The following is a 24,692-nucleotide window of genomic DNA, read 5'->3' as shown; positions in this document are numbered from 1 at the left end:
ACGCAAAACTATTCATTTGCTCGCCACACTCTTGTGAAGTTGTGAAAACCCGTTTTTTTCACGCTCTTTTGAAGACGTGAACCTCAAAAAGGGCTGTCCCAGCCTGGCACCGTGCCCGGATGGATTGCCGCCATGGGATACAGGGCAGGCAAAACGGGCAAACAGCTCAGTGACCGAGCGTAATGACAGCTCTGCAGATTCGCGAAAAGTGGAGGTTTTGCTCAACAAAACAGCAAGCGCGCCAGCTTCACTCGATCTGTGTGGGCGGCTCTCTGTGGGCGGTGCGGGGTGTCAATACAAGCGCATTGACGATGCTGCGAGGCCCGATCAGGAGACGTCCTTATAATCGGGGGGAGATTGTATCTAAGAAACGCAGGGAAATGGTCGTGTTTAATGACTTTTATTAGGTGTTTGGTCAGGTCGTCATCAGCTGCTGTGCACGCGAGCGTGGCTGATGCTGTTGCGAGACGACGCGGGCACCGGCCGGCAGCGGCTGATTCAGCCAATTCAGGCAGATCTCTTCGATCTCGACCCAACCATCGCCCATGGGCTGCAGGCTGCACTGCCTGAAGGCCTGGCAGTGGCCGTTGCGGTCGAGCAGGGCGAAGCAGCGGTGCAGTGGGCGTGGTGCGAACAGAGAGATCAGATGACGCATGGTGACGTACCGTGTGAGTGACTGCCGAAAAGATTGCCTGCAGGCCATGACGTACACGTGTATGAGCGGTGACATCTGTGTGACAGGAACCGCATTGCCAAGGGTGTGTCAGAGATTTCATCAAACACTGTGCGGCGCTGGTTAGCCGCAGTGGCGCACCGCTATACTGCCGGTCTGTTTGTGCCTGATTCTGGAGAGAAAAGCATGTTGCAACGCCTGTTGTTCGGTTTGATCACTGTGACCAGCTTGACGCTGGTCGGCTGCGCCCACAGCCCGCAACAACTGAACCCGGAACCCAAGCTGACGGCGCAACTGGCACCGATAGGCCACGGTCAGCCGGTGGTGGTGCGCGTTGTAGACGGTCGTCCGTCACCAACCCTGGGTACCCGTGGTGGCCTGTATCCGGAGACCAGCGCGATTACCGTACAAGGCGCGCAGATCCTGCCGAAGCTGCAGGCCCAGGCCGAAGCAGCCGTGCGTCTGTTGGGCTTCACCCCGACGGCCAATGCGATGAACGCTCCACAATTGACGGTGACCCTGGCCGAGCTGAAGTATCAGTCGCCTAAAGAAGGCATGTATGTGACCGAGGCGACCATCGGTGCGACATTCCGCTCCGATGTACAGAATGCCAACCGTCGCTACAGCGGTCGTTACGGCTCGTCCCTGGACCAGCGCTTCGGCATGGCGCCGAACCAGGAAACCAACACCAAGCTGGTCAGCGACGTATTGAGCGATGCGCTGACCCGTCTGTTCAAGGACCCGACCGTGGGTCAGATTCTCGGCGAATAACCCTTCGCGAGATGCAAAAAAGCCCGGTGCCAGTAATGGCCCCGGGCTTTTTCATGTCTATTCAACTGTAGGAGCGAGCCTGCTCGCGATGGTCGTTAACGATTACGCGGGGTATCTGATACCCCGTGGTGTTTTCAAGTCCATCGCGAGCAGGCTCGCTCCTACAAGGGGTCGTATGTATCAGGCAGCCTGTGAGTAAAAATCCAGCATACTCACGCCCGTCAGCAAATCCGCTTCCGGCAAATCCGCGTGTTGATGACCGCCTAGTGCGCAATACACCAGCCAATGACGGTCCTGAACGTTGAAGGCGAGACTGTCGACGAGGATTTGTTGTTCGTCGCTGTGATTGATCAGATAGAGGCGATCCTGGTTTTCGGCGTGGAGCATGACGCAATCCCTGTCGGTTTCGAGGGGCGACAGACTGGCGCATTCAGATGACGAAGCCGTGACGCAGGACAGTCATTGGTCAATTGCTGCGTTTTTTGTCGGAAAGGGAGGGCATGCAGGGAAGCTTTCGGTAGAATCCGCGCCGCGGTCGTCGGTTCGGCGTCTGCCACACCTGTTTTGTTTGAGGCTAGTGATGTCGCTGCATTTGATGACGCTGTTAACCGCCCATCCCGCCAAATTGATCAACCTGCTGGCCTTGTTCTTTGCCTTCCCGGGCGGCTGGTTGCTGCACGCGACCCGGCGTCGCGAACAACGCGCGATGGCCAGCCTCCAGGCGCAGCGCCAGAGCAGCCCCAGCGTAGAGCCCACGCTGGATTGGGCGACCTTGCGCATGAACCGGTTTTTCTACCGCTTCGGCTTTGCCTGCCTCGGCTTGGCACTGCTTGTATCCTGGATCAGCACGCGCGTCTGACGGTAGACCTGTAGGAGCCGGCTTGCTGGCGATGACGGCGCATCAAGCAACATTGATTGCGCCTGACATACCGCTATCGCCAGCAAGCCGGCTCTTACAGAGTCACTCGTGCATTTCTAATTAAAGCGCCAACCCCGCCTTAACTCGATACTGATTGCGCACCGGCGTCGCATATTGCAGCACCAGGAACGGGCGATGTTCTTCAGGGCAGGCGTCCAGGCGTTGCTGCCACTGCTCCTGGGCCTTGGCCAGTTCGTCGGCCGCGAACAGCTCGGCGGCGCTTGGCACCTGCAACTGCGGGTCGGCGTCTTTCCACTGCGCGTAAGCCAGGTAATGCACCGGGAACAGGCGGTAGCCGCCAAGAATCTGCCTGTCCATCTCGACCGCCAATTGCTTGGTATCTTCGAACAGTTCGGTGATCGGCGCGGCAAAGTTCACGTGCACCCGACCTTTATAGCCAGTGATGCCCTTGGCGATGCTCACGTCGTCTTCGCCGGGTGCCTTGGTGTAGCTGCCGGTGGTGGCGCGGATGTAGAGTTCGCGGGCCTTGGCCTGGTCGCACGGGTCGTATTCGTAGCTGATCGACACCGGTGTCAGGTTCAGCGAACGGATGACGTCACCGAACGGCTCGTCCTTGCGGCTCATGTGGAACATCTTGAGAATCGCCGACTCGGTACGGTCATCGCCGTCCTTGGCCCGGCCTTCGGCCTGGGCGATCCAGATCGAGGCGCAATCGTTGCGGATCGAATGGTTGATGTAGGCCGAAAGCAACTGATAAGCGGCCATTTTTTCGCGGCGGCCGGTGATCGAACGGTGCACGATAAAGCTTTTGTTCAGGCGCATCAGGTCGCTGACGAAGGGCTTTTGCAGCAGGTTGTCACCGATGGCGATGCGCGGGGTCGGCAGGCCGGCGTGGTACACGGCGTAGTTGACGAAGGCCGGGTCCATCACGATGTCGCGGTGATTGGCGATGAACAGATAGGCGCTGCCGGACTTGAACTGCTCGACACCGGTGTAGGTCACCCCATCCGTGGCCCGCTCGATGGTGTGGTCGACGTAATACTCGACTTTGTCCTGCAAAGTGGCCACCGACGTGATGCCGGCGAACTCACGACGCAGACGATGAGCTATAAGAGGTTTGAGCGCCCAGCCTAAAGCGCCGGCAAAGCGCGGGAAGCGGAAGTGGGTGAGGATATCTAGAAACGCCTTGTCGCCGAGCAGTCTTGCCAGCACCGCTGGGACTTCGCTGTCGTCGTAAGGTCGGATGGCATCGAATTCGCCCATCATGCTCTCTTGTTAGAAACGGCTAGGGTAAGTAAAGGTTCGGATCGAAAACCGGCGGGGTACGGTCTGAAAAAGTAGCCAGACAAAAATAGCCCTGCAAATAGACCGGCGATTATACGCACAAGTCACCTGGGAGACCGCGATGCTGGAAGCCGCAGTGTATGAATGTCCGTATTGTGGAGAGGAAGTCGAGACCACTGTGGATCTGTCCGGTGGGGATCAGACCTATATTGAAGACTGCCAGGTGTGCTGCAAGCCGATAACCTTTGTTTTGCAGGTTCATGAACAAGAATGGCATCTCGAAGTGTTCAGTGAGAACGATTGAGGGCATCCATGCAGCGAATCTACGAACCGGAAAACCTCATGGAAGGCGAGTTACTGCAAAGCATGCTCGCCAGCGAGGGCATCGAGGCGCATCTGGTGGGGCGCGATCTGCTGGGCGGGACGGGAGAGCTGCCGATCTTCGGCCTGCTGGGTCTGTCTGTGGATAACGACCAGGCCGAATACGCCCGCGAGCTGATCAGTGCGTACAATGCCGCGCTGCCGCTTTCGGGAGATGAACCGGAAAGCTTTCCCGGCACGCTGGTCTGTTAGTCTGGCGGTTCGTTTGATCAAGAGTTGTGCTGCCCCATGTGTGGACGTTATGCCCTGTTTCGCTGGAATCCCGCCTTCGCGGCCCTGCCTGGCTTTCCCGCCGATCAGCAGGCCCAGTGGAATATTTCCCCCAATGATTCGGTGTTGATGCTGCGTGCCGGTGCGGATGGTCAGCGCGAGTTGGCGCGTGCGCGCTGGGGCCTGACGCCGCCGTGGCTGACCGATCTTTCGCGCACCCCCGCCCATGCCCGGGCCGAAACCGTGGCCGAACAGCCGATGTTTCGCCAGGCCCTTCGCGAACGGCGCTGTTTGTTACCAGCCAACGGTTTCTACGAATGGCGCGGCACCACGCGCAAGCGCCCGTACTGGCTGACGCCGGGGGAGGGCTCGTCGCTGTTTTTCGCGGCGATCTGGGAAGCGTATCCGGTGCAGGAGCAGGTGTGGCTGAGCACGGCGGTCATCACCCAGCCGGCGGCCAGTCAGCGGCGGCCGTTGATTCTCGATGCGGCGGCACAGGAAATATGGCTCGATCCCGAAACGCCGTTACATGCCTTGCAGGCCTTGCTGGCCAGTGAACCCGCCGCTTTGCGCGAGCGGGTATTGGCCAATATGGTCAATGATCCGAAGCTCAATGGGCCGGAGTGCCTGACCCCGGGTTGAAGTCTTTGGTATCAGTGCTGGCCCCATCGCTGGCAAGCCAGCTCCCACAGGTTTTGTGTACACCGCAAATCCCTGTGGGAGCTGGCTTGCCAGCGAAGAGGGTTTCGGATCAGACCTTGAACTGATTGATCAATCGCCGTTGTTGCTCGGCCAACTTGGTCAAATCCGCACTGGCCGCACTCGATTCATCCGCGCCGCCCGCCACTTCATTGGCCACTTGCCCGATATTGATCACGTTGCGGTTGATATCGTCCGCCACCGCGCTTTGCTCCTCGGCGGCGCTGGCGATCTGGGTGTTCATGTCGTTGATCACCGATACCGCCTGGGTGATGGTTTCCAGGGCCTCGGCCGCCTTGGCTGCATGCTGCACGCTTTCGTCGGTGCGGTTCTGGCTGTCTTCCATGACCCGCACCACATCCCGCGTGCCTTGTTGCAGCTGTTGAATCATGGTCTGGATTTCTTCCGTGGCCTTCTGGGTCTTCTGTGCCAGGTTGCGCACCTCGTCGGCCACCACCGCAAAACCGCGACCCTGTTCACCGGCCCGCGCCGCTTCGATGGCCGCGTTCAATGCCAGCAGGTTGGTCTGTTCGGCAATCCCACGAATGGCGGTGAGGATCGCATTGATGTTTTCGCTGTCCTTGGCCAGGGTTTGCACCACGCCGACGGCGCGACCGATTTCCACGGCCAGGGCACCGATGGCGTTCGAGGTGTCATGGACAATCTGTTTGCCCTGGCTGGCCGCCTGGTCGGCATGGCTGGCGGCTTGCGCAGCCTGGGTCGCGTTGCGGGCCACGTCCTGGGCGGTGGCGGTCATTTCCTGCACGGCCGTGGCCACTTGATCGATTTCAGCCATTTGCTTGTGCACGCCGGTGTTGGTGCGAATGGCGATGTCGGCGGTGTGCTCCGACGAATCGCTGACGCTCTGCACCGAGGTCACCACCTGGGTGATCATCACCTGCAACTTGGCCAGGAAGGTGTTGAATCCCTTGGCGATCGAGCCCAGTTCGTCGGAGCGGTCGCTGCTCAGGCGACGAGTCAGGTCGCCTTCGCCTTGAGCGATGTCGTCGAGCATGGCGACCATCTGCTTCAGCGGGCGGGCAATGCCATGGCCGACCAGCCAGATCACCAGCAAGCCGATACCGGCGATCAACAGGCCCACCATGGCCATGCCGAACGTGTCCGATTTGCGCTGGCTGTTCAGGTCGGCCTGAAGCTTTTGCAGGTCGGCCATCACCGCGTTCAACGGTAATTGCAGCATCAAGGTCCAGCGAGCGTCGGTCTGGCCGATGCCGAAAGGCAGGTACAGCTCGATCCGGCCCTGGGCCTTGTCGACGGTGTAGGTGACTTCGCCGCGCTTGAGGTTGGCCATATTGGCAATCTGCTTGCTGTCGAGGATATCGCTGACCTTCTCCCCGAATTTGCTTGGGTCTTTGGTGTAGGCAACGATCCGGCCATTGCCGCCGATCAGGGCCATTTCCCCGGCACCGCTGTAGAGTTTCTGGTTGGCGCCCAGGAGCATTTCCTGGATGAAATTCACCGACAGGTCGGCACCGACGATGCCCTGGAAGGCGCCGTTGAGCATGATCGGTTCAATAAAGGAGGCGAGCATGACGATTTTGTCGCCGACCTTGTAGGGCGCCGGATCGATCACACAGGATTTTTTGGTCTCTTTCGAGCACAGGTAGTACTCGCTGGCGCGCACACCCGTGGACAAGGTTTTCTGGTCATCCACGTCCACCAGCTTGTCCAGGCCGAGGCTGCCGTCTTCGTTGCGGAACCACCAGGGCAGGAAGCGCCCGTTACTGGCGTCGATGCCCACTACTTTCGTGCCGATGTAGGCCGAATCGTTGTGATCCAGTGCGTCTTTTTCCCAGCCGATGTAGGTACCGAGAATTTTCGGGTTCCTGGCCACGTTTTCCTTGATCAGGCCGATCAATTGCTCGCGGCTGAGGCTCAGCGCAGGCTGGCCATCGGTCCCCGGCGTGCCGATCAGCGCATTGACCCGTACCAGGCCCCCGGCAATCAGCAGCGGTGCTTCGAGTTCGCGTTGAATCTGGCTGACCTGGGTTTGCGCCAGGGACGTCAGGCGCTGTTCGATGACCTGCTCGAATTGCGTCTGGGTCCGCTCCTGAACCATGTCTTGCGTCCGTGCGCCGGAAAACAGTGCGTAGACCACCAGGGCTGCCACCACACTGAGCACGATAGCGCCGGCCAGGGCCGCCACGGAAAACTGGATTGATTTGAATTTCATGGGCACTCCGCACGCAAAAGGACGTCTGCGGAGGTGTATCGGCAAGGACCCCGATGGGCATGAGCGGGTGCCGAAGAAATGATTGTTTTTAAGGGATTGATGTCGTAATTGAATCAGCGCAGGCCGTTATCGATCGAGGCTCGCCGTGGTTTGTGAATTTTTTTCTACGGCGATGAGAGCTTTATCCGAATTGTACGTCTTACGCTCGTTGTATCTGGCACCGATACATTTCCACGCCTAGGATACGCACATGTTTTGAGGGAGTTTTTTGATGAACAAGATATTGGTTTTATGTGGGCTGAGTGCAAGTTTGCTGCTCGCCGGCTGCCAATCGGTCAATACCACCAGCGGTGGCGCTGTAGGCGTTGAGCGCAAACAGTACATGTTCAGCATGTTGTCCTCGCAAGAGGTTGACCAGATGTATGCCCAGTCCTATCAGAAGACAGTGGGCGATGCGTCCAGCAAAGGCGTGCTGGACAAGTCCAGCAGTGAAGCCAAACGGGTTCAGGCGATTGCCGACCGGCTGATTGCCCAGGCATCGAACTTCCGTCCGGACGCGGCCCAGTGGAAGTGGGAAGTCAATCTGATCAAGAGCGATGAGCTCAACGCCAACTGCGGGCCGGGTGGCAAGATCATTTTTTACACCGGGCTGATTGACAAGCTGCAACTGACCGACGATGAAATCGCCGCGGTCATGGGCCATGAAATTGCCCACGCCCTGCGCGAGCACGGTCGCGAGGCGATGTCCAAGGCTTACGGTATCGAGATGGCCAAGCAGGGCGCCGGAGCCTTGTTCGGTCTGGGTCAGGACAGCCTGGCCCTGGCTGACGCCGTGACCAACTACGGCATGACGTTGCCCAACAGTCGTGAAAACGAAAACGAAGCGGACCTGATCGGTCTGGAGTTGGCCGCCCGCGCCGGTTACAACCCGAATGCCGCGATCACCTTGTGGAACAAGATGAGCAAGGCCTCGGAAGGTGCTCCACCGGAGTTCATGAGTACTCACCCGAACTCGTCGAGCCGTATTGCTTCGTTGCAGGCGGCGATTCCGAAGGTGATGCCCCTGTATGAGCAGGCCAAGAAGTAGTCATGTGGCGTAGCTGCTGACGCCATCGCGAGCAGGCTCGCTCCCACATTGGCACGCGGTCAAATGTGGGAGCGGGCTTGCTCGCGAAGAACGATAACGCGGTCTAACGACCTACTGCGTCAAACCCACCCACTGCTCTGCATCGCCTTGTACACCGCGACAATCGCCAGAATGAAGAACGCCGACGCCGCCAGTCGACGGATCAGCGTGAGTGGCAATTTATCCGCCGCAAAGTTACCCGCCAGAACCACCGGTACGTTGGCAATCAGCATCCCGAGGGTGGTGCCAATGATCACCAGCCACAACTCCGGATACTGTGCAGCAAGCATCACGGTAGCGATCTGGGTCTTGTCACCGATTTCCGCCAGGAAAAACGCGATCAGCGTGGTCACGAATGGCCCGAACTTGCGAGCGGTGCTGGCCTCGTCGTCATCCATCTTGTCCGGCACCAGCGTCCACAGGGCGGTCGCGGCGAAGCTCGCGGCGAGGATCCAGTGCAGCATCGTGTCCGAGAAGAAACTGCCAACCCAGGCGCCGACTGCGCCGGCTGCCGCGTGGTTGGCCAGGGTCGCGGCAACGATGCCGGCGATGATCGGCCACGGCTTGCGGAAACGGGCAGCGAGAATGAGCGCGAGCAGCTGCGTCTTGTCGCCGATTTCGGCCAAGGCAACGATTGCGGTGGGAACGAGTAATGAATCCAGCATCAGGGGTTTTCCTAAGGGGCGGGTCGACACGGCTATGACACGTACAGCCTTCCCGCCCCGGGTAAGGTGTTCGTGTCATAGGTCTTGTCAAACCCTGCGATCCGTCTGATGCGGACGCTTGGGTCGCATGCGCCATGGTCTGAGGACCAAGTATGTTGACGCATGCCGGACGAGCATGGCGCTCGTGGGAGACTACTCCCCTAGGACGGAGCGGATTCTGCCTACGCAAATCCGTTTGAGCAAGAACAAATTTTCAGCCGCGTTTAGCCCTGTAGATCCGAAAACCCTGTCCTTCTGCCTTGATGGTGCACGCGCCCAAGTGCTCCTCGATGAGCGGTTGATACTTCAGGAAGCTATTGGCCACCAGGCGAAGTTCGCCACCGTTTTTCAGATGTTTTGCCGCTTTTCGCAGCAAGTTCTCGGTCGCGTAATAGTCGGTATGCACCCCGACATGGAACGGTGGATTGCTCAAGATCGCATTCAGACCCATGGGGGCGGCGTCGATACCGTCACCCGTAATCACCTCGGCTTCCAGACCGTTGGCAGCCAGGGTCAAACGGCTGCTGGCGGCGGCAAACGCATCAACGTCCAGCAAGGTGACCTGGTTGTGCGGGTAGCGACGTTTTACTGCCGCGCCCAAAACGCCGGCACCGCAACCGAAATCCAGCAAATGACCGCTTGGCAGTTTGTCCAGATGCTCGAGCAGCAGCGCGCTGCCGCGATCCAGTCGGCCATGGCTGAACACGCCCGGCAGGCTGATGACTTTGAGCGGGCCTTCGGCCAGCGGCAACTCGTATTCTTGGGCCAGGCTTTCCAATGATTTGGCCTGTGGCGCGTTCGCCACGGTGACTTGCCAGAGTTGGCAATGCCGCGCGCTGTCGAGCTTTCGCGGCTTGCCGAAGGGATTCAGTTGCTTGGCCGCGCCTTCAATGCCGCTTTTTTTCTCACCGACCAGAAATACCTCGCGACCTTCCAGGCGTGACGCCACGGCGTTGAGGATGTAATCGGTCAGATCCCTGGATTTGGGCAGAAACACCACGGCGGATTCGAACGCGAACTCAGGTGCATTCACGCCAAAATCGCTGCGGCCGGCAAAGCGGGCATCCAGCGCAGCTTGATCGCCGGCATGCCAGCACCAGCCACGAGCGGCGGGCAGGCGGCCGAGTAAATCGTCGGCGGGCAAGCCGGCCAACAGCACTGGCCCCTGGAATAATTCAGCCTGACGAAGCAGTACTTCACTGCGCGGATCCATAACTGCTCCTGTGAAAAAAAGTGCCGCAGTTTATCAACTGACGACCCGCAGCGCCTTACCGCTGAAGTATCCCAAGGCGTTTTCGGTGACCTGGCCAACGATTCGCTGCCGAGCTTCGCGACTGCCCCAGGCGTTGTGCGGGGTGACGATCAGCCGAGGGATGTCGTGGGCCAGCAACGGGTTGCCATTGATGGGTGGCTCCACGCTCAGCACATCGGTGGCGGCGCCGCCCAGATGCCCGTTGCGCAAGGCATCGGCCAGCGCTTGCTCATCGATCAGGCCGCCACGGGCGGTGTTGACCACGAACGCGCCGGGTTTCATCGAGGCCAGTTCACGGGCGCCGATGAAATGTCGGGTGTGTTCGTTCAGCGGGCAGTGCAGGGTCAGTGCGTCGATTTGCGGCAGCAGTTCGTCCAGCGGCAGACGGTCGGGCCGGGCAGGGCGCCCCGGGATCTGGCCCAACAGTACCCGCATGCCAAACGCTTCGGCCAGCCGCGCGACCGCGCCGCCCAGTTCGCCGTGACCGAGCAACCCCAGGGTTTTTCCTTCCAGCTCGACAATCGGGTAATCCAACAGGCAAAACTGCTTTGCCTGCTGCCAGCGCCCCTCGCCAACGGCTTTCTGATAGTCAGCCAGGCGCGTCGCCAGGTTGAGCAACAGCATGATCGTGTGTTGCGCCACGGACGGTGTGCCGTAACCCTGGCAGTTGCACACGGTAACGCCGTGGGCACGAGCGGCCACGAGGTCGACATTGTTGGTGCCGGTGGCGGTGATCAGAATCAGCTTCAGCTCGGGGCTGGCGGCGATGGCGGCAGCGTCGATCTGGATCTTGTTGGTGATGGCAACGGTGGCGCCCTTGATGTGTTCGATCACTTGATCAGGCAAGGTCTGCGCGAACAGCTGCAATTCGCTGAAGCACCCGCGTAACGGGCCGAGGTCGAGATCACCCAGATCCAGGGACGGATGGTCGAGGAAAACGGCGCGGCGAATGTTCGTCATCAACTGTACCTTTTGTGCAATGAACTGAAGGCGTAATCTGCCGAGCCTACCAGATGAAATGAATAGTTACGCTTGGCCTAAAGGAGCCCTCATGTACTGGACAGAGTTCTTGACCGTTGCCCTGATTCACCTGCTGGCCGTGGCCAGCCCCGGCCCGGACTTTGCCGTGGTGGTGCGTGAGAGCGTGACCCACGGTCGTCGCGCCGGTACCTGGACGGCGTTGGGCGTCGGCACGGCGATTTTCCTGCATGTCGGCTATTCGCTGCTGGGCATCGGCCTGATCGTGTCCCAGTCGATCGTATTGTTCAACGCCTTGAAATGGGCCGCCGCCGCTTACTTGCTGTACATCGGTTTCAAGGCGCTGCGGGCGCAACCGGCCAAGGCAGTGACGGACGATCTGCACAAGGAAGCCGGCGAGCGCACGGCACGCGGCGCTTTCACCTCGGGGTTCGTGACCAATGGCCTGAACCCGAAGGCCACGTTGTTCTTCCTGTCGTTGTTCACCGTGGTGATCAATCCGCATACACCGCTGGCGGTGCAGGCCGGCTACGGGATTTACCTCGCGGCAGCGACAGCAACCTGGTTCTGCCTGGTGGCCATGCTGTTCAGCCAGCAGCGCGTGCGTGCCGGGTTCGCCCGCATGGGTCACTGGTTCGACCGGACCATGGGCGCAGTACTGATCGCGATCGGTGTGAAGCTCGCGTTCACCGAAATGCACTGATCAAACATCTATCCCTGTAGGCGCTGTCGCAGGCTGCGATCTTTTGATCTTCATAAAGCAGGATCAAAAGATCGCAGCCTGCGGCAGCTCCTACATTCGGGTGATAGCCGCACGAATGCTGGCGCAACGCTAGCATTCGTGCGGCTCTGCAAATCATTCCTTTGGCTGATTTGGCTGGCGAGCAGGGGCACTACAGTGCTTACTTTCAGCCACGACCGTGCAGTCAGAAAAGGGATTCTTATGTTGCAGACACGCGTTATCCCCCCAGCCGAAGGCGCTTACCAGTATCCGCTGCTGATCAAACGGCTTTTGATGTCCGGTACGCGTTATGAGAAAACCCGCGAAATCGTCTACCGCGACCAGTTGCGCTACAGCTATCCGACCCTGATCGAACGGGTCGCGCGGCTGGCCAACGTGTTGACGGCGGCCGGTGTCAAACCCGGGGACACCGTGGCGGTCATGGATTGGGACAGCCATCGTTATCTGGAGTGCATGTTCGCCATTCCGATGATCGGCGCCGTGATCCACACCATCAACGTGCGGCTGTCGCCGGAGCAGATCCTCTACACCATGAATCATGCGGAGGACCGCTATGTGCTGGTCAACAGCGAATTCGTGGGGCTGTACAACGCGATTGCCGGGCACCTGACCACCGTCGAGAAAACCCTGCTGTTGACCGACCTGCCGGAAAAGACCGCTGACCTGCCGAATCTCGTCGGCGAGTACGAGCAGTTGCTGGCAGCTGCGAGCCCGCAGTACGACTTCCAGGACTTCGACGAGAACTCGGTCGCGACCACGTTCTACACCACCGGCACCACCGGTAATCCCAAGGGGGTGTATTTCACCCATCGGCAATTGGTCCTGCACACCATGGGCGTGTCGACCATCATGGGCGCAATTGACAGCGTGCGCCTGCTGGGCACCAACGACGTGTACATGCCGATCACCCCGATGTTTCACGTTCATGCCTGGGGGCTGCCGTATGTAGCGACCATGCTCGGGCTCAAGCAGGTTTATCCCGGTCGCTACGATCCGGAATTCCTGGTGGAGCTGTGGCGCAAGGAAAAGGTCTGCTTTTCGCACTGCGTGCCGACCATCCTGCAAATGGTCCTCAATTCCAAGGCAGCGCAAAACATCGACTTCGGTGGCTGGAAAATCGTCATCGGTGGCAGTGCGCTCAATCGTGCGCTGTACGAAGCCGCCAAGGCCAAAGGCATTCAGCTGACCGCCGCTTACGGCATGTCGGAAACCGGTCCGCTGGTATCGTGCGCGCACCTCAACGACGAACTGATGGCCGGCACCGAAGACGAACGCACCACCTATCGGATCAAGGCCGGCGTGCCGGGGCCATTGGTGGAGGCGGCAATCGTCGACACCGACGGCAACTTCCTCCCCGCCGACGGTGAGACTCAGGGCGAACTGGTGTTGCGCGCGCCGTGGCTCACCGAGGGTTATTTCAACGAGCCGCAAAAAGGTGCCGAACTCTGGGCCGGGGGCTGGTTGCACACCGGTGATGTCGCGACCCTGGACAGCATGGGCGTGATCGACATTCGTGACCGGATCAAGGACGTGATCAAGACCGGCGGCGAGTGGATCTCCTCCCTCGACCTCGAAGACCTGATCAGTCGCCACGTGGCGGTACGCGAAGTAGCAGTGGTGGGGATTGCCGATCCACAGTGGGGCGAGCGCCCGTTTGCCTTGCTGGTGCTGCGCGAAGGCCATGAGATCGGGGCCAGGGAACTCAAGGAACACCTCAAACCGTTCGTGGAGCTGGGGCACCTGAGCAAGTGGGCCATCCCGAGCCAGATCGCCCTTGTTACTGAAATTCCCAAGACCAGTGTCGGCAAACTCGACAAGAAGAAAATTCGCGTCGACATCTCCGAATGGCAAGCCACCAACAGCACCTTCCTCTCGACGCTTTAAGCCTCCTCTGGCGTGCCCGAAAGGGCACGCCAGCCCCACCAAGCAAGCGCTTGGCTTGTTAAATTCTTATTTTCAGCCATTCTTGCCGGGCCGACGGGTGTCGGACTGGCGAAAGGACTGTTCCAGAGTGGCTGGCAGGTGCAAATCACACTTTAGAGGGATCAAGCACTACTACCTGCTGGCTATAGTCCGCTCAAGGATTTTTAAGAACGGAGCAACCGCACAAACTGGGGCGATGCAACTTTGGAATGACTTTGGGATGCCTTGGCTCCCGGTTATCCACAGCGTTTTTAGAAGTGCTCACTGCCATAACAATAAAATGCACATGGAGTAGCGTCGATGACATCAGTAAACCAGTTCTGGCGCCGGGCTAAGTTACCCCTGGCCGTCAGCCTTGCCTCTACGCTCGCCGGACCTGCATTCGGCGTCAGTTTCAACGTTGGCGAAATCGAAGGTCAGTTCGACTCATCCCTGTCGATCGGTGCCAGTTGGTCTACCGAGCAGCCGAACAAGAACCTCATCGGCGTCAACAACGGCGGCCGCGGGCTGTCCCAGACTTCCGATGACGGTCACCTGAACTTCAAGAGCGGCGAAACCTTCTCGAAGATCTTCAAGGGCATTCACGACCTTGAATTGAAGTATGGCGATACCGGCGTTTTCGTCCGTGGCAAATACTGGTACGACTTTGAACTGAAAGACGAAAGCCGCCCGTTCAAGGACATCAGCGACGACGGCCGCAAGGAAGGCGCGAAGTCCGCCGGTTCCGAACTCCTCGATGCGTTTGTTTATCACAACTACTCCATCGCCGACTTGCCGGGTTCCGTGCGCTTGGGCAAGCAGGTGGTGAGCTGGGGTGAGAGTACCTTCATCGGCGGCGGCATCAACTCGATCAACCCGATCGACGTCTCCGCGTTCCGTCGACCAGGTGCCGAGATCAAGGAAGGCCTGATCCCGGTCAACATGTTCTACATCTCCCAGAGCCTCACCGACAATCTGTCGGCCGACGCCTTCTACCAGCTCGAATGGGACCAGACCGTCGTTGACAACTGCGGCACCTTCTTCTCTCAGCCGGACATCATCGCCGACGGTTGCAACAACAACCTGCGCGTGCTGAACAGCCGTTCGACGATTCCTGCCGCTGCGCTGCCGACGCTGACCGCGTTGGGTGTCGACGCCAACAACGAAGGTGTGCTGGTGCGCCGTGCCTCGGACCGCGATGCGCGTGACAGCGGTCAGTGGGGGGCGTCCTTCAAATACATGTTCGACCCGCTGGACACCGAGTTCGGTGCCTATTTCATGAACTACCACAGCCGTGCGCCGATCTTCAGTGCCACGGGTGCGTCACAAGCGACTTTCGCCCGAGTGGCGGCCTTGCCCGCACAATTGCGCGCTCTGGCGCCGCTGATCGTCGCGGGTAATTCGAGCTACTTCGTCGAGTATCCGGAAGACATCCGCCTCTACGGCTTGAGCTTCTCCACCACCCTGCCTACCGGCACGGCGTGGAGCGGTGAAGTCAGCTACCGTCCGAATGCACCGGTGCAGCTCAACTCCACCGACATCCTGTTCGCCGGTGTCCGTCCTCTGGGCGGCGCGCTGACCAACGCTTCGCTGCTTTCCGGCGTACCGGGCCAGGACTTGCACGGCTACCGCCGCAAGGAAGTCACCCAGTTCCAGACCACCCTGACGCACTTCTTCGATCAGGTCATGGGTGCCAGCCGTCTGACCCTGGTGGGCGAAGTGGGCGTAACCCACGTCGGCGGCCTGGAAAGCTCTTCTGATGTCCGTTATGGCCGTGACCCGGTCTTCGGCCCAGGCGAGTTACCTGCCACCGGCGGCGTGAACACGTGCGTGGCACTCAACACCAGCACCATCAACGGCGCCGGTCCGGGTTCCCCGACCAACAACCTCAGCCGCAATTGCACCGACGAAGGCTTCACCACGCCGACTTCCTGGGGTTATCGCGGTCGTGCCATCTGGGAATACAACGACGTATTCGCCGGTGTGAACCTCAAGCCGAACGTGGCCTGGTCCCACGACGTGAGCGGCTACTCCCCTGGTCCTGGCGGCAACTTCGAGGAAGGCCGCAAGGCGGTCAGCCTGGGCGTCGATGCCGAGTACCAGAACACCTACACCGCAAGCCTGGCGTACACCAACTTCTTCGACGGCAAGTACACCACCGTGGATGATCGCGACTTCGTTGCGCTCAGCTTCGGCGTGAACTTCTAAGCACTTTATTTTCAGGACGAGTACACACATGAAAATAACAAAGAGTCTGTTCCATGCCGGTGTCCTGGGTCTTTCGCTGCTGGCGACCAGCGTAATGGCGGCGGTCCCGGCGGCCGAAGCGGATAAGTTGGGCAAGAGCCTGACCCCGATGGGCGCCGAGATGGCGGGTAACGCCGACGGTTCGATTCCAGCCTGGAAGCCGATGCCGAAAAATGCCGGTACAGCCGACAGCAAGGGCTTCCTGTCTGATCCATATGCCAGCGAAAAACCGCTGTTCACCATCACGGCGCAGAACGTCGACCAGTACAAGGACAAGCTCGCTCCGGGCCAGTACGCGATGTTCAAGCGCTACCCGGAAACCTTCAAGATGCCGGTTTACCCGTCCCATCGCGGTGCCACCGTGCCGGATGACGTGTTCGCCGCCATCAAGAAAAACGCCACCAACACGGAGCTGGTGTCCGGCGGCAACGGTCTGAAAAACTTTGAGACCGCAGTTCCGTTCCCGATCCCGAAAAACGGCGTGGAAGTCATTTGGAACCACATCACCCGTTATCGCGGTGGCAGCGTGACCCGCCTGGTGACCCAGGCCACGCCGCAGGCGAACGGTTCGTTCAGCCTGGTGTACTTCCAGGACCAGTTCGTGTTCCGCGACAAGATGAAGGATTATGACGCGTCGAACCCGGGCAACATCCTGTTCTACTTCAAGCAGAAAGTGACCGCGCCGGCACGTCTGGCCGGTGGTGTGTTGCTGGTGCACGAAACTCTCGACCAGGTGGCGGAACCGCGTTCGGCGTGGGTCTACAACGCCGGTCAGCGTCGCGTGCGTCGAGCCCCGCAAGTGTCCTATGACGGCCCGGGTACTGCCGCCGACGGTCTGCGTACCTCCGACAACCTCGACATGTACAACGGTGCACCGGATCGTTACGACTGGAAGCTCGAAGGCAAGAAAGAGATGTACATCGCCTCCGATGCCTACAAGCTCGACGATCCGAAGCTCAAGTACGCCGACATCATCAAGGCCGGCCACATCAACCAGGACCTGGCTCGCTACGAGCTGCGTCGGGTCTGGCATGTGGTGGCAACCTTGAAGGAAGGCCAGCGCCACATCTACGCCAAACGTGACTTCTACATCGACGAGGACACCTGGCAGGCGGCGGTGATCGACCACTACGACGGTCGCAATCAACTCTGGCGTGTGGCGGAAGCTCACTCCCAGAACTATTACAACGTCCAGGTGCCGTGGTACACCCTGGAGGCCCTGTACGACCTGCAATCGGGCCGTTACCTGGCACTGGGCATGAAGAACGAAGAGAAGTCGGCATATGACTTCGGCTTCACCGCCAGCACCGCGGACTTCACCCCGAACGCCTTGCGTCAGGATGGTATTCGCTAACTTCTGGAAACCGAGGCCGCATCCTCAGAAAACGCCCCGACTGGTTCGGGGCGTTTTTTTTGGGGGAATCGAAAGGGTCGTCAACGATAACGCGTAAAACCTGACAACCCGCGCAGCCCTCGGTTTTTTCGCGAGCAGGCTCGCTCCTACAGTTGGCGTGAGCACTTTTTGTTTAAACATGGGTTCGTAGTCTTTTTGTAGCCATTTGTAGCAATTATCTTCATTCCCTCATCGTTTACCGCTAGTCTGCGGACATCTGCAACGCCGCCACCCGCAATTCAAACAAGAGCCGGCCATGACTGATCTGACCCCACCACCAGGTCCTGCAAGCGTCGCTATCACCGCGCTGGACGGGCGCTTTTTCCGACCGCCATTGCCCGACGGCCATGTGCTGCGCCCGCGACTGTGCGAGCGCCTGAGTGCGGGGCTCGGCGGCAGGCTGCTGTTGGTGAGCGCTCCGGCGGGGTTCGGCAAGAGTTCATTGGCGGTGGAGTTCTGTCAGGCGCTGCCGGCGCATTGGCAAAGTCTGTGGCTGGGCTTGAGTCCGAGGGACAGCGACCCGGGCCGATTCCTCGAGCGATTGCTCGAAGGCCTTCAGGATTTTTATCCACAACGGGGCAGGCAGTCCCTCGGGCTGCTGAAAATGCGTCAACGCCATCAGCCCTTCGCCTTCGAAGAATGGCTGGACGGATTGCTCGATGAACTGGCCGTGCACCTGTCGACGGCGACGCCGCTGTTGCTGGTGCTCGATGACTATCATCTGGCCCAGGGACCGGTTCTGGATCGTTGCCTGCAATTTTTCCTCAACCACCTTCCCGATGGCCTGCTGGTGATGGTCACCAGTCGTCAGCGTCCCGATTGGCACCTGGCACGGCTTCGTCTGTCGCGGCAGCTGCTGGAATTGCACGAGCAGGACCTGCGCCTGACCCACGATGAGGCCCTGAGTCTGCTAGCCCGGCACAGCAGCTCCTTGCGCGGTGAGGCGCTGGAAAGCCTGATCCAGCGCAGCGAAGGCTGGGTGGCCGGGTTGCGTTTCTGGCTGTTGGCGGCGTCGGAAGCTGGCACGCAAGGCGCATTGCCCCAGGCGCTTCACGGCGGGGAAGGCTTGATCCGCGATTACCTGCTTGAAGAAGTGATCGATTGTCTGCCCGCCGAGGTGCAGGCCTTTCTCTACGACACCGCGCCCCAGGAGCGTTTCTGCAGCGAACTGTGCGATGCCGTGCGAGACGCCCATGACAGTGCCGAGATCCTGCGCTTTCTGGCGGCCCACCAGGTGTTTCTGGTGCCGCTGGACGAACATGGTCACTGGTATCGCTACCACCATCTGTTTTCCGACCTGCTGCGCTCGCGGCCCGCTGTCCAGTCGATGGTGCCGGCCGCCAGCCTGCACCTGCGCGCCTGTCGCTGGTTCAATGCCCAGGGGTTACTCGATGAAGCGGTAGAGCAGGCGTTGCGTGCCGGACATCTGGACGTCGCGGCGAACCTGGTGCAAAACCTGTCGGAGGAGCAACTGCTGGCCGAGCAGAATGTCGGTATGTTGCTGCGCTGGAAAATGGACTTGCCCGACAGTCTGCTGATCAGCACACCGCGACTGATTGTGCTCTACAGTTGGGCGCTGGGACTGGCTTGTCAGCTGGATGCCGCCGAGGAACTGGCCAGTCATTTGAGCCGCTTCCTGCCGGCCCCGTCAGCCACCGCGCAAAAGTCGATGCTGGCGCAATGGCTGGCATTGAGCGGGATCATCGCCCGTGGGCGCGGTAACCGTGAGCTCACGTTGCGCTATTGCACCGAAGCGCTGGAAAGTCTTCCGTGCAAGCGTTACGGTCAGCGGCTGATGTGCCTCTCGACCCTGTCCAACCTGGCCATTGCCGATGGTGATTTGTGGCGTGCGCGTGGGCTGAACCGTGATTCACTGGAGCTGGCGCAACGGGTCGGCAATCCATTGTTCGAAGCGCTGGCCCATTACGACCGCGCGCGAGTGCTGCAAGCACGAGGGGAAATCCTGCGTTCGCTGAATGAAGTCCGGCAGGGGCTGCAACGCTTGCAAGGGCTGTCACCGCAACGACTCTATGCCGTACGCGCACGCCTGACGTTATACGAAGGTTTTCTGCTGGCGCTACGCCTGCAACCGCAAGCGGCTCGGGTGCGTTTACAGGTTGGCTTGAGCGAGGCCCGAGCCTGTCGCGACATCAGTGTACTGATCGGCCACTGTGTCATCGCCCGACTTGAAGGCAGCAGCGGCGAATTCGCCAAGGCCTTTGCAGAGCTGGCCGAAGCCGAACGTCTGATGCATATCTGGGACGTGCCGCCCATTTATTATCTGGCGATGATCACCCTGGTCAAATGCGAGCTCTGGCTGGCCCAGGGGCGTATCGATCTGGCCGAAGCCTGGCTGGCGCGGCTGGGCCAGACCTATAACGGTGGACACCCGGCATCGCCCCCGGAGTTCCACCCGCAACTTCCCCTGCATATCGAACTGCAACAGGCCCTGCTGGAAGTCATTCAGGGGCAACCGATGTTGGCCGAAGGGCGTTTGAATGCGCTGCTTGAACAAGGGCAGCAAACTGGCCGACAGCTGCTCAGTGCGATGGCCCTGACTCAAAAAGTCTCTTTGTTGCTGGGCAATGGGCGCGAACCCGAGGCACGCAAGGCACTGGCTCAGGCGCTGGATGCCGCTGCAGGTGGCGCACTGCAACCGTTTGACGGATTGTTGGCCGAGCATCCGGAATGGCTTCGCGGGCAACTGCAAAGCTGTGCGTTGACCACCGTTTCTCAGGACATTTCCGAAAAATTGCCGGCACCGGCAAACCGTCCGGCGCTGGAGCCTGTCCTGCCGGCTGAACAACTGAGTACCCGGGAAATGGCCGTTTTGCGTTTGATCGCCCAAGGTTGCTCGAACCAGGAAATCAGCGATCAGCTGTTTATCTCCCTGCACACGGTTAAAACCCATGCCAGCCACATCAACAGCAAGCTTGGCGTTGAACGGCGTACGCAGGCTGTAGCACGGGCCAAGGAATTGGGGGTGTTGGGTTAAGGATTTTTCACGTTTCAGCGCAGGGTAAATCGCGGAATACTCAATTGTGCGAAAATCCCTCGTCCCCGTTTATCGAGCAGGCCCCGATGTCCCAGCAGCCCACCCTCATTCGCGAAACCTTCCCCGTCGGCCCGTTGCAGTGCAACTGCACGATCATCGGCGATCCGGTGACGAAAAAGGCCATCGTCGTTGATCCGGGGGGCAATCACGAACTGATCCTCGCCCGTCTCGATGCCTTGGGCTTGAAGGTCGTCAGCATCATTCACACCCATGCGCATCTCGACCACTTCCTGGCGTCGGGTCAGTTGAAGGAAAAAACCGGCGCGACCCTGCACCTGCACAAGGAAGATCAATTCCTCTGGGATAACCTGGAGATGCAGTGCCAGATGTTTGGTGTTCCCTACACGCCGGTACCGTCACCGGATCGCTGGCTGGCTGACGATGAAGAGTTGGCATGCGGTTGCGGTGTGGCATTGCACACACCAGGTCATACACCGGGTTCCATGAGCTTTTGGTTTTCAGAGGCTAAGCTGCTGATTGCCGGTGACACCCTGTTTCGTCGCGGGGTGGGGCGTACGGATTTGTGGGGCGGCGATCAGGCGACTATCGTGCGCTCGATCAAGCAGCGTCTGTATACGCTCGACGAAGAGGCGACGGTGGTGACCGGGCATGGTCCGGACACCCGTCTGGGGGATGAAATGCGCGAAAATCCTTTTGTTCGTGCCTGATTTGTAACACGTGGAATTTTCACCTGCGGAAACGATCCAACGCCCGCAAAGGTTCGATGCTTATGTCCGCTGCACCACAGAATGTAAAAAAGTAGGAGCTCTACATGTTCACCACGCGTCGTTTGATTATTGTCGCTACGGCTGTGGCCGTTTTATCCGGTTGCGCCTCGCCTAACCCATACGGCGGTGGCCAGGCCCAGGGCCAGGCGGATAGCGGCTCCGAAGGCATGAGCAAAACCGCCAAATACGGCGGCCTCGGCGCTCTGGCCGGCGCGTTGGCCGGTGCCGCCATCAACCATGATAACCGTGGCAAGGGCGCGCTGATCGGCGCTGCGGTAGTGGGTGCTTCCGCTGCCGGTTATGGCTACTACGCGGATCAGCAGGAGAAAAAGCTGCGCGCCAGCATGGCCAACACCGGTGTTGAAGTGCAGCGTCAGGGCGATCAGATCAAGCTGATCATGCCGGGCAACATCACATTCGCCACCGATTCGGCGAATATCGCTTCCAGCTTCTACCAGCCGTTGAATAACCTGGCCGGCTCGCTGAAAGAGTTCAACCAGAACCAGATCGAAATCGTTGGCTACACCGACAGCACCGGCAGCCGTCAGCACAACATGGACCTGTCCCAGCGTCGGGCCCAGAGCGTTGCGACTTACCTGACCTCGCAAGGTGTGAGCGGTACGAACCTCAGCGCCCGTGGCGCCGGCCCGGACAGTCCGGTTGCCAGTAACGCAGACACCAACGGCCGGGCTCAGAACCGCCGTGTAGAGGTCAACCTCAAGGCGATTCCGGGCCAGCAGTATGGCGCCCAGCAATAAGGCACCGTGCAGCAATACCCTTGATCGCCTGACTGAACCCCAGGTGTAAAAAAACCGCCCGATCCTCAACAGATCGGGCGGTTTTTTTCTGTGTTCCTACAGGGGCTTGGTTACTTCTTCAGGCCGTAGTGCTCATCGAGCATGCCCGGGGAGTTCGGGGCTTTTGGTGCGTAGTCGCGCGGCGGTTCCTGATTGCGCGGTGGCGTCAGGCGTTCCCGTGGAGCCTGCGCCGCGTCGGCGTGCAGGGAGGCCAGCAAGCGTTGGCGGGTCTGCTCGTCCAGGGCCAGGCGGTTGGCACCCTCGGCGAGATGATCCTGCACTTCCTGATAGCTCTGAGTCAGTTTCTTGACCAGTGTCGCAGTGCTGTTGAAGTGGGTCACCACCTCGTTCTGATAACTGTCGAAACGTTCCTGAATATCGTCCAGCTGACGTTGCGTGCTGCTAGGCGCGGCATTCGGCGCAAGGCGAGCAATCAGGAATCCAATGGCGACACCCACAACCAGGGCAAGAGTCGGTAACAACCAAACTAAGAGCGAGTGTTCCACGAGTCCTTCCTCTATAAACGGCTTTGCTTTACGTTAACGGCTCGAACCTGCGCTGTATACCGCGATTCACTCGCAATAGACAGCCACAGACAATTTGCTAGACGAGTCGACCCGATTCAAGGTCACGGAGTTCCTTTCTTGCTTATGCGCGAAACCCCTGTAGTGATTGACGGCCCGGTAGGCCAATTGGAAGCACTGTACCTGGACAATGAGCAACCGCGCGGCCTGGCGCTGATCTGCCATCCGAACCCGGTGCAGGGTGGCACCATGCTCAACAAAGTGGTGTCGACCCTGCAACGCACCGCTCGCGATGCCGGGTTGATCACCCTGCGTTTCAACTACCGTGGCGTCGGTGCCAGCGAAGGTACTCACGATATGGGCACCGGCGAAGTCGATGATGCCCAGGTCGTGGCTGAATGGTTTCGGGCCAGACACCCGGAGTTGCCCCTGACCCTGTTCGGTTTTTCCTTCGGCGGTTTTGTTGCAGCAAGTCTCGGCGGACGCCTTGAAGCGCAGGGCGAGCAGATCAAGCACCTGTTCATGGTCGCGCCGGCAGTCATGCGCATGGGGGATCAGGATCAATTGCCGCAACACGGCGAACTGACCCTGATTCAGCCGGAAACCGACGAAGTCATCGATCCGCAAGTCGTTTATCAATGGTCCGACAAGCTCGAACGTCCCCATGAGCTGCTGAAAGTGGCAGAATGCGGACACTTTTTTCATGGCAAGCTGACCGATCTCAAGGATCTGATCCTGCCGCGTCTCTCGAATTGATTGCAGTCTGACAAGCGATTACCCATGACGACCCGTACCCGTATCCTCACCGGCATCACCACCACCGGCACGCCGCACCTGGGCAACTACGCCGGTGCCATCCGCCCGGCGATCGTCGCCAGCCGTGACAGCAATGCCGATTCGTTCTATTTCCTGGCCGACTACCACGCCCTGATCAAATGTGATGACCCGCTGCGCATCCAGCGCTCGCGTCTGGAAATCGCCGCGACCTGGCTGGCCGGTGGGTTGGATGTGGACCGCGTGACCTTCTACCGCCAGTCCGATATCCCGGAGATCCCCGAGCTGACGTGGCTGCTGACCTGTGTGGCGGCCAAGGGCCTGCTCAACCGTGCCCATGCCTACAAGGCCTCGGTGGACAAGAACGTCGAGACCGGTGAAGACCCGGACGCCGGCATCACCATGGGCCTGTACAGCTACCCGGTGCTGATGGCCGCGGACATCCTGATGTTCAACGCACACAAGGTGCCGGTCGGTCGTGACCAGATCCAGCACGTGGAAATGGCGCGGGACATCGGCCAACGCTTCAACCACCTGTTTGGCCAGGGCAAAGAGTTCTTCACCATGCCCGAGGCACTGATCGAAGAAAGCGTCGCCACGCTGCCGGGCCTCGACGGCCGCAAGATGTCGAAAAGCTACGACAACACCATTCCTCTGTTCAGCAGCGCCAAAGAGATGAAGGACGCGATTTCGCGGATCGTCACCGACTCCCGCGCGCCGGGCGAAGCGAAGGATCCGGACAATTCCCACCTGTTCACCCTGTTCCAGGCGTTTGCTACCCCGGCGCAGTCCGACGAGTTCCGCAGCGAATTGTTGCAGGGCCTGGGTTGGGGCGAAGCGAAGAATCGCCTGTTCCAGCTGCTGGACAACGAACTGGGTGAATCCCGCGAGCGCTATCACCAGTTGATCGAGCGTCCGGCAGATCTGGAGGACATCCTGCAACACGGTGCGAAAAAGGCCCGTACGGTGGCGACGCCGTTCCTTAACGAACTGCGAGAAGCAGTGGGTCTGCGTTCTTTCGTTGCACAGACGCAAGTGGCAGCGACCACCAAGAAGAAAGCCGCGAAGGCTGCGCGTTTCGTCAGCTTCCGTGAAGACGACGGTAGTTTCCGTTTCCGTCTGCTGGCCGCCGATGGCGTGCAACTGTTGCTGTCGCGCAACTTTGCCGATGGCAAAACCGCAGGCCAAGTGACCAAGCAGCTGCAATCGGGTCAGGCCCTGGATGTGCGCAGTGAAGACCTGAGCTTCAGTGTCTGGCTGGAAGGCGAGTGCGTTGGGGACAGCCCGGCGTTCGCTGACAGCGCCGCCCGGGATGCTGCGATCGAGACTTTGCGGATCGCGCTGACGCCGGTTCAGGAATAATCAACGGATCGGTCAT

At 59.8% G+C, this 24,692-nt stretch carries 23 protein-coding genes, 1 pseudogene and 1 riboswitch; of the genes and pseudogenes, 15 read left to right on the top strand and 9 right to left on the bottom strand.

The genetic code is table 11. The features are described from left to right. Window positions 1–415: 415 nt before the first annotated feature. The gene (locus LAB08_RS25595; RefSeq protein WP_096509115.1) at window positions 416–655 is read right to left on the bottom strand and encodes a hypothetical protein; all 240 of its coding nucleotides are present in this window, start codon (window positions 653–655) and stop codon (window positions 416–418) included. Window positions 656–859: 204 nt separating this feature from the next. Here LAB08_RS25595 and LAB08_RS25590 point away from each other — a divergent pair, with 204 nt between their 5' ends. Further along, window positions 860–1,444: a YajG family lipoprotein gene (locus tag LAB08_RS25590; protein WP_096509116.1), complete on the top strand. Its 585-nt coding sequence runs from the start codon at window positions 860–862 to the stop codon at window positions 1,442–1,444. 180 nt (window positions 1,445–1,624) lie between these two features. On the opposite strand, the gene LAB08_RS25585 is transcribed toward LAB08_RS25590, so the two are convergent. Beyond that, window positions 1,625–1,831, bottom strand: coding sequence for a hypothetical protein (locus tag LAB08_RS25585; protein WP_096509117.1), 207 nt, complete (start codon window positions 1,829–1,831; stop codon window positions 1,625–1,627). A gap of 193 nt (window positions 1,832–2,024) precedes the next feature. Here LAB08_RS25585 and LAB08_RS25580 point away from each other — a divergent pair, with 193 nt between their 5' ends. Next, window positions 2,025–2,303 (top strand): hypothetical protein, encoded by a 279-nt coding sequence (locus LAB08_RS25580; protein ID WP_096509118.1) that lies wholly within the window; start codon window positions 2,025–2,027, stop codon window positions 2,301–2,303. A 120-nt stretch (window positions 2,304–2,423) separates the two neighbouring features. Here LAB08_RS25580 and LAB08_RS25575 read toward each other — a convergent pair whose 3' ends face one another. Further along, window positions 2,424–3,590 (bottom strand): 1-acyl-sn-glycerol-3-phosphate acyltransferase, encoded by a 1,167-nt coding sequence (locus tag LAB08_RS25575; RefSeq protein ID WP_096509119.1) that lies wholly within the window; start codon window positions 3,588–3,590, stop codon window positions 2,424–2,426. A 139-nt stretch (window positions 3,591–3,729) separates the two neighbouring features. Here LAB08_RS25575 and LAB08_RS25570 point away from each other — a divergent pair, with 139 nt between their 5' ends. Genes LAB08_RS25570 through LAB08_RS25560 form a run of 3 tightly spaced genes read left to right on the top strand, consistent with a single transcriptional unit; the run spans window position 3,730 to window position 4,841 of the window. Then, window positions 3,730–3,912, top strand: coding sequence for a CPXCG motif-containing cysteine-rich protein (locus LAB08_RS25570; RefSeq protein WP_096509120.1), 183 nt, complete (start codon window positions 3,730–3,732; stop codon window positions 3,910–3,912). A gap of 8 nt (window positions 3,913–3,920) precedes the next feature. Beyond that, window positions 3,921–4,181, top strand: coding sequence for a putative signal transducing protein (locus LAB08_RS25565; protein WP_096509121.1), 261 nt, complete (start codon window positions 3,921–3,923; stop codon window positions 4,179–4,181). Window positions 4,182–4,217: 36 nt separating this feature from the next. Then, window positions 4,218–4,841 (top strand): SOS response-associated peptidase, encoded by a 624-nt coding sequence (locus LAB08_RS25560; RefSeq protein WP_096509122.1) that lies wholly within the window; start codon window positions 4,218–4,220, stop codon window positions 4,839–4,841. A gap of 109 nt (window positions 4,842–4,950) precedes the next feature. On the opposite strand, the gene LAB08_RS30865 is transcribed toward LAB08_RS25560, so the two are convergent. Both LAB08_RS30865 and LAB08_RS30860 read right to left on the bottom strand, forming a co-directional pair. Further along, window positions 4,951–5,694, bottom strand: a complete 744-nt coding sequence (locus LAB08_RS30865) for a methyl-accepting chemotaxis protein (RefSeq protein ID WP_436799368.1) — start codon at window positions 5,692–5,694, stop codon at window positions 4,951–4,953. A 114-nt stretch (window positions 5,695–5,808) separates the two neighbouring features. Next, window positions 5,809–6,003: pseudogene (locus tag LAB08_RS30860) on the bottom strand (HAMP domain-containing protein); the annotation flags it as partial. Between the two features lie 1,360 nt (window positions 6,004–7,363). Between LAB08_RS30860 and LAB08_RS25550 the strand changes: the two are divergent. Next, window positions 7,364–8,179 (top strand): M48 family metallopeptidase, encoded by an 816-nt coding sequence (locus LAB08_RS25550; RefSeq protein WP_096509124.1) that lies wholly within the window; start codon window positions 7,364–7,366, stop codon window positions 8,177–8,179. A gap of 119 nt (window positions 8,180–8,298) precedes the next feature. On the opposite strand, the gene LAB08_RS25545 is transcribed toward LAB08_RS25550, so the two are convergent. The 3 genes from LAB08_RS25545 to LAB08_RS25535 form a co-directional block, all read right to left on the bottom strand. Then, on the bottom strand, window positions 8,299–8,883 hold the full coding sequence (locus LAB08_RS25545; protein ID WP_096509125.1) for a TMEM165/GDT1 family protein: 585 nt from the start codon (window positions 8,881–8,883) through the stop codon (window positions 8,299–8,301). Between the two features lie 89 nt (window positions 8,884–8,972). Next, window positions 8,973–9,097: riboswitch (yybP-ykoY riboswitch) on the bottom strand. 39 nt (window positions 9,098–9,136) lie between these two features. Beyond that, on the bottom strand, window positions 9,137–10,135 hold the full coding sequence (locus tag LAB08_RS25540) for a methyltransferase (protein WP_096509126.1): 999 nt from the start codon (window positions 10,133–10,135) through the stop codon (window positions 9,137–9,139). 33 nt (window positions 10,136–10,168) lie between these two features. After that, the gene (locus LAB08_RS25535) at window positions 10,169–11,134 is read right to left on the bottom strand and encodes a 2-hydroxyacid dehydrogenase (RefSeq protein ID WP_096509127.1); all 966 of its coding nucleotides are present in this window, start codon (window positions 11,132–11,134) and stop codon (window positions 10,169–10,171) included. A 91-nt stretch (window positions 11,135–11,225) separates the two neighbouring features. On the opposite strand from LAB08_RS25535, the gene LAB08_RS25530 reads away from it, so the two are divergent. The 7 genes from LAB08_RS25530 to LAB08_RS25500 all read left to right on the top strand — a co-directional run bounded on the left by LAB08_RS25530 (window position 11,226) and on the right by LAB08_RS25500 (window position 21,977). Next, entirely contained in the window at window positions 11,226–11,855 is a 630-nt protein-coding gene (locus LAB08_RS25530) for a LysE family translocator (RefSeq protein WP_096509128.1), read from the top strand. A gap of 240 nt (window positions 11,856–12,095) precedes the next feature. Beyond that, on the top strand, window positions 12,096–13,778 hold the full coding sequence (locus LAB08_RS25525; RefSeq protein ID WP_096509129.1) for a fatty acid--CoA ligase: 1,683 nt from the start codon (window positions 12,096–12,098) through the stop codon (window positions 13,776–13,778). A 339-nt stretch (window positions 13,779–14,117) separates the two neighbouring features. After that, on the top strand, window positions 14,118–16,004 hold the full coding sequence (locus tag LAB08_RS25520) for a DUF1302 domain-containing protein (protein WP_096509130.1): 1,887 nt from the start codon (window positions 14,118–14,120) through the stop codon (window positions 16,002–16,004). A 28-nt stretch (window positions 16,005–16,032) separates the two neighbouring features. After that, complete coding sequence (locus LAB08_RS25515; protein WP_096509131.1) at window positions 16,033–17,397, top strand: DUF1329 domain-containing protein; 1,365 nt, start codon at window positions 16,033–16,035, stop codon at window positions 17,395–17,397. Between the two features lie 295 nt (window positions 17,398–17,692). Beyond that, a complete protein-coding gene (locus LAB08_RS25510; protein ID WP_096509132.1) occupies window positions 17,693–20,431 on the top strand; it encodes a winged helix-turn-helix domain-containing protein in 2,739 nt (912 codons plus the stop codon). Between the two features lie 86 nt (window positions 20,432–20,517). Further along, on the top strand, window positions 20,518–21,159 hold the full coding sequence (locus tag LAB08_RS25505) for an MBL fold metallo-hydrolase (protein WP_096509133.1): 642 nt from the start codon (window positions 20,518–20,520) through the stop codon (window positions 21,157–21,159). Window positions 21,160–21,263: 104 nt separating this feature from the next. Beyond that, on the top strand, window positions 21,264–21,977 hold the full coding sequence (locus LAB08_RS25500) for a YiaD family glycine zipper/OmpA-like lipoprotein (protein ID WP_096509134.1): 714 nt from the start codon (window positions 21,264–21,266) through the stop codon (window positions 21,975–21,977). 110 nt (window positions 21,978–22,087) lie between these two features. On the opposite strand, the gene LAB08_RS25495 is transcribed toward LAB08_RS25500, so the two are convergent. Continuing rightward, window positions 22,088–22,522 (bottom strand): Z-ring associated ZapG family protein, encoded by a 435-nt coding sequence (locus LAB08_RS25495; protein WP_096509135.1) that lies wholly within the window; start codon window positions 22,520–22,522, stop codon window positions 22,088–22,090. Between the two features lie 144 nt (window positions 22,523–22,666). Here LAB08_RS25495 and LAB08_RS25490 point away from each other — a divergent pair, with 144 nt between their 5' ends. Both LAB08_RS25490 and LAB08_RS25485 read left to right on the top strand, forming a co-directional pair. Beyond that, entirely contained in the window at window positions 22,667–23,296 is a 630-nt protein-coding gene (locus LAB08_RS25490; RefSeq protein WP_096509136.1) for an alpha/beta hydrolase, read from the top strand. Window positions 23,297–23,320: 24 nt separating this feature from the next. After that, window positions 23,321–24,676 carry a tryptophan--tRNA ligase gene (locus LAB08_RS25485; protein WP_096509137.1) on the top strand — a complete coding sequence of 452 codons (1,356 nt, stop codon included), beginning with the start codon at window positions 23,321–23,323 and terminating at the stop codon, window positions 24,674–24,676. Window positions 24,677–24,692 lie beyond the last annotated feature (16 nt).

It is taken from the genome of Pseudomonas izuensis, assembly GCF_002356535.2.
Taxonomy (GTDB): domain Bacteria; phylum Pseudomonadota; class Gammaproteobacteria; order Pseudomonadales; family Pseudomonadaceae; genus Aquipseudomonas; species Aquipseudomonas izuensis.
Note: the sequence above shows the minus strand (reverse complement) of the source record. Positions and strands in the feature narration are given on the sequence as shown.

Bases quoted from the DNA above. Each gene is read 5' to 3' on its own strand.
- LAB08_RS25595 (WP_096509115.1), bottom strand. From the start codon at position 655: ATGCGTCATCTGATCTCTCTGTTCGCACCACGCCCACTGCACCGCTGC.
- LAB08_RS25590 (WP_096509116.1), top strand. From the start codon at position 860: ATGTTGCAACGCCTGTTGTTCGGTTTGATCACTGTGACCAGCTTGACG.
- LAB08_RS25585 (WP_096509117.1), bottom strand. From the start codon at position 1,831: ATGCTCCACGCCGAAAACCAGGATCGCCTCTATCTGATCAATCACAGC.
- LAB08_RS25580 (WP_096509118.1), top strand. From the start codon at position 2,025: ATGTCGCTGCATTTGATGACGCTGTTAACCGCCCATCCCGCCAAATTG.
- LAB08_RS25575 (WP_096509119.1), bottom strand. From the start codon at position 3,590: ATGATGGGCGAATTCGATGCCATCCGACCTTACGACGACAGCGAAGTC.
- LAB08_RS25570 (WP_096509120.1), top strand. From the start codon at position 3,730: ATGCTGGAAGCCGCAGTGTATGAATGTCCGTATTGTGGAGAGGAAGTC.
- LAB08_RS25565 (WP_096509121.1), top strand. From the start codon at position 3,921: ATGCAGCGAATCTACGAACCGGAAAACCTCATGGAAGGCGAGTTACTG.
- LAB08_RS25560 (WP_096509122.1), top strand. From the start codon at position 4,218: ATGTGTGGACGTTATGCCCTGTTTCGCTGGAATCCCGCCTTCGCGGCC.
- LAB08_RS30865 (WP_436799368.1), bottom strand. From the start codon at position 5,694: ATGGCTGAAATCGATCAAGTGGCCACGGCCGTGCAGGAAATGACCGCC.
- LAB08_RS25550 (WP_096509124.1), top strand. From the start codon at position 7,364: ATGAACAAGATATTGGTTTTATGTGGGCTGAGTGCAAGTTTGCTGCTC.
- LAB08_RS25545 (WP_096509125.1), bottom strand. From the start codon at position 8,883: ATGCTGGATTCATTACTCGTTCCCACCGCAATCGTTGCCTTGGCCGAA.
- LAB08_RS25540 (WP_096509126.1), bottom strand. From the start codon at position 10,135: ATGGATCCGCGCAGTGAAGTACTGCTTCGTCAGGCTGAATTATTCCAG.
- LAB08_RS25535 (WP_096509127.1), bottom strand. From the start codon at position 11,134: ATGACGAACATTCGCCGCGCCGTTTTCCTCGACCATCCGTCCCTGGAT.
- LAB08_RS25530 (WP_096509128.1), top strand. From the start codon at position 11,226: ATGTACTGGACAGAGTTCTTGACCGTTGCCCTGATTCACCTGCTGGCC.
- LAB08_RS25525 (WP_096509129.1), top strand. From the start codon at position 12,096: ATGTTGCAGACACGCGTTATCCCCCCAGCCGAAGGCGCTTACCAGTAT.
- LAB08_RS25520 (WP_096509130.1), top strand. From the start codon at position 14,118: ATGACATCAGTAAACCAGTTCTGGCGCCGGGCTAAGTTACCCCTGGCC.
- LAB08_RS25515 (WP_096509131.1), top strand. From the start codon at position 16,033: ATGAAAATAACAAAGAGTCTGTTCCATGCCGGTGTCCTGGGTCTTTCG.
- LAB08_RS25510 (WP_096509132.1), top strand. From the start codon at position 17,693: ATGACTGATCTGACCCCACCACCAGGTCCTGCAAGCGTCGCTATCACC.
- LAB08_RS25505 (WP_096509133.1), top strand. From the start codon at position 20,518: ATGTCCCAGCAGCCCACCCTCATTCGCGAAACCTTCCCCGTCGGCCCG.
- LAB08_RS25500 (WP_096509134.1), top strand. From the start codon at position 21,264: ATGTTCACCACGCGTCGTTTGATTATTGTCGCTACGGCTGTGGCCGTT.
- LAB08_RS25490 (WP_096509136.1), top strand. From the start codon at position 22,667: ATGCGCGAAACCCCTGTAGTGATTGACGGCCCGGTAGGCCAATTGGAA.
- LAB08_RS25485 (WP_096509137.1), top strand. From the start codon at position 23,321: ATGACGACCCGTACCCGTATCCTCACCGGCATCACCACCACCGGCACG.